This window comes from Leuconostoc sp., from assembly GCF_965300815.1.
Genome location: NZ_CBDKZH010000146.1, coordinates 1 through 2,786 on the forward strand (window position 1 = coordinate 1; position 2,786 = coordinate 2,786).

The 2,786-nt window shown below is 48.1% G+C and carries 2 protein-coding genes; both read right to left on the reverse strand.

From position 1 onward, the window contains the following. The coding region (gene hisD / locus ACW12G_RS07415; RefSeq protein ID WP_455647656.1) for a histidinol dehydrogenase at positions 1–977 on the reverse strand (977 nt) is incomplete at its 3' end. Beyond that, entirely contained in the window at positions 964–2,580 is a 1,617-nt protein-coding gene (hisG, locus tag ACW12G_RS07420; protein ID WP_147001105.1) for an ATP phosphoribosyltransferase, read from the reverse strand. The genes hisG and hisD, both read right to left, overlap by 14 nt. Between the last annotated feature and the right edge of the window lie 206 nt (positions 2,581–2,786).

A 2,786-nucleotide genomic window follows, 5' to 3' on the forward strand; every position in this document is an offset into this window, starting at 1 on the left:
TCAAGATGCTCTGGGCCAACCAGATTCATCAAGGTGAACATCTCATCAATGGTGTTGACCAAATAAATCACACCGTGATCATTGATTGCCGCACGGGCAATGTCAGCGCGTGGCAAAGTTTCAAGCTGTTGCGCCACGGCAGCATTATCTGCGGTGGCCAACGTCGCAGAAGTTGTCATCAACAGCACACGGGCATTCACATCATGTTCGGCTTGTGATAATAAGTCAGCCGCAATATCTGCTGCACGCGCAGAATCATCAGCGAGAATCCCAATTTCAGAGGGGCCAGCAATCATATCAATGGCAACTTGCCCATAGACCATTTTTTTGGCCATTGCCACGTAGCGATTACCAGGTCCTGTGATTTTATCGACTGCCGGGATCGTTGCCGTCCCATACGCCAAAGCCGCAATGGCTTGCGCCCCACCGACTTGGAAAATTTGGTCAACACCAGCAATTTTAGCTGCGGCCAAAACAGTGGGATTAAGCCCATCTTTTTGCGGTGGCGTCACCATCACAATGTTAGGGACACCAGCGATTTTGGCTGGAATTGCATTCATCAAGACAGATGAAGGATAGGCTGCTGTCCCGCCTGGCACATAAATCCCAACCGCAGACAATGGCGTCACTTTGACCCCACGGACAATCCCTTCACGTGGCGTATCCTCAAAACCAACTGCAACTTCTTGTTGATGAAACGTGCGAATATTTTCCGCAGCCGTCCTCAATGCCGCCAGCACCTTTTGCGGGACACTGGCCATTGCTGCTTGAATTTCAGTTTCGGAAACACGCCATGTTGCTGGCGTAACGCCATCAAATGTTGCACTATACGTCTTAAGCGCTTCATCGCCATTTTCGCGCACATTTTTGATAATATCAGCGACTTGTGCCGCAACAATGGCGTCATCTGTGGCAGCCGTTTCTTGGCGGATTTGTTTGGCCATTTGGTCAATCGTTTGATTTTTAATAATCTGCATGTGTCTCTCCTTCTGCTAACAATTGCGTTAATGCGGTAATCATCCGCGTGATTTCATCTTGAAATTTCAAAAATGCACCATTTGTGACCAGCATATGCGTCGAGACTGGCCCAACATCGGCTAAAATCTGCAAATGATTTTCTGCCAAAGTTCGCCCCGATTGCGTAATATCCACAATCGCATCCGACAACCCCGTTAATGGCCCCAGTTCGACTGAACCGGCCAATTTAATCAGTTCTACATCTTCACCACGTGCATTAAAATAACGCTGGGCGGTTTTAGGATATTTCGTGGCAATTTTTTTCCGCTGACCATCATCATCAAAATCAGCTAAACCCGCAACCACAAATTTCGCGCGTCCTGTTTGTAAATCTAAGACATCATGATGCTGATTAGGTTGTTCGGCGATCACATCTGAGCCAACGATGCCAATATCACCAATGCCGCGGTCCAGATATTTGATGACATCATCGGATTTCACTAAAATGAAGCGATATTTTTGATCCTCACTGTCAAAAACCAGCTTACGTTCTGGATGATTGAGTGGTGAGGTATCCATCCCTGCCCGGCGTAATAATGGTCGGGCATCTTGTTCAACACGCCCCTTACCCAGTACCACGACGATTGGTTCATGTGGTCGTTGTTCGGCTGGTTGCCGTTGCCAATCAGCTAATATGCTTTCAATATTCAACCCCATCCCAACTGCCGGTAAATCGGTTCCTTGACTATCTTTGAGTAAGGCGTCATAACGCCCACCACTGAAGAGATAACGGCCCAAGCTTGGCACAAAACCACGCATAATTGTCCCAGTGTAATAACCTTGTGGGGGTGCTGCGGTCAGGTCAACCGTGACGGCCACATCCGGATAGTGTGTATGCACATAATCAGCTAAGGTTAGCCACCCCGACACGATTGGTGCGACGCCTGGCAAGTCTTGTGCTTGCCACATAACCGCCTCACCAGCCGTCCCAAAGGCTAACGGCCAAGTGCTTAAAAAAGTTGGAAAATCTGCTATGGCCTGTTGGTATTTGATGAATTGGGTGACATTTTTAGCCTCAATTGCCGTCTGAAGCTGTTGGCGTTGTGCCGCTAACATCGTAATCTGTGAGAGTACCGTGGGAATAAACCGTGCATCACTGAGCACAACCTGTACATCAGCAATACCAAAAATCTGAGCAAAATAAAGCATTTTATCAAGCGCCTGGATTTCTGAAGCCAGCCCGTCATCGCCTATCAATTCAATGCCCGCTTGTGTCTCCTGGTTATATGCCCCCGACAGGTGATCAGTTGGCTTCAGGACATCACCCAAGTAATAGAGCTTAGTAAAGCGTGGCTCATGTCGCCCAGTGGTTAAAAAACGGGCAATAGGGAGCGTCAGATCGGGACGTAGAACCAAGCGTTCGCGCCCCTGATCCGTCAGATGAAAAACCGCTTGTGTGGGATAATGCTCGAAAGTATTTTCACGCTCAAGCAAGGGCGTTGCAATCGGGGTAAAACCGGCCGCATTCAGTGTGGCGCTGATTGTTTGTGAAATTTGTTGTTTCTGGACCAGTCGCGTGCCATACTCATCACGCGAACCAGCGGCTAATCGCTTGTTCTCCATACGCTCACCTATATCTGTTGAAATAAAAAAGCCTTGCAAACGAAAATATCGTTTGCAAGGACGTTCAATCGTGTTCCCACCTTGTTTCCAAATAAATTTACATTTATTTGCTCATTCACCTGCTAACACAGGTGTATCCGCTATCGGGGATCTCCGAAATGGTTTTTGACCATTTAGCTCGCCAGTGTGAGTTCATCGCGCGGTCA

What these genes read in the sequence shown, in the direction of transcription:
- hisG (WP_147001105.1), bottom strand. Translation starts at nt 2,580, where the DNA reads ATGGAGAACAAGCGATTAGCCGCTGGTTCGCGTGATGAGTATGGCACG.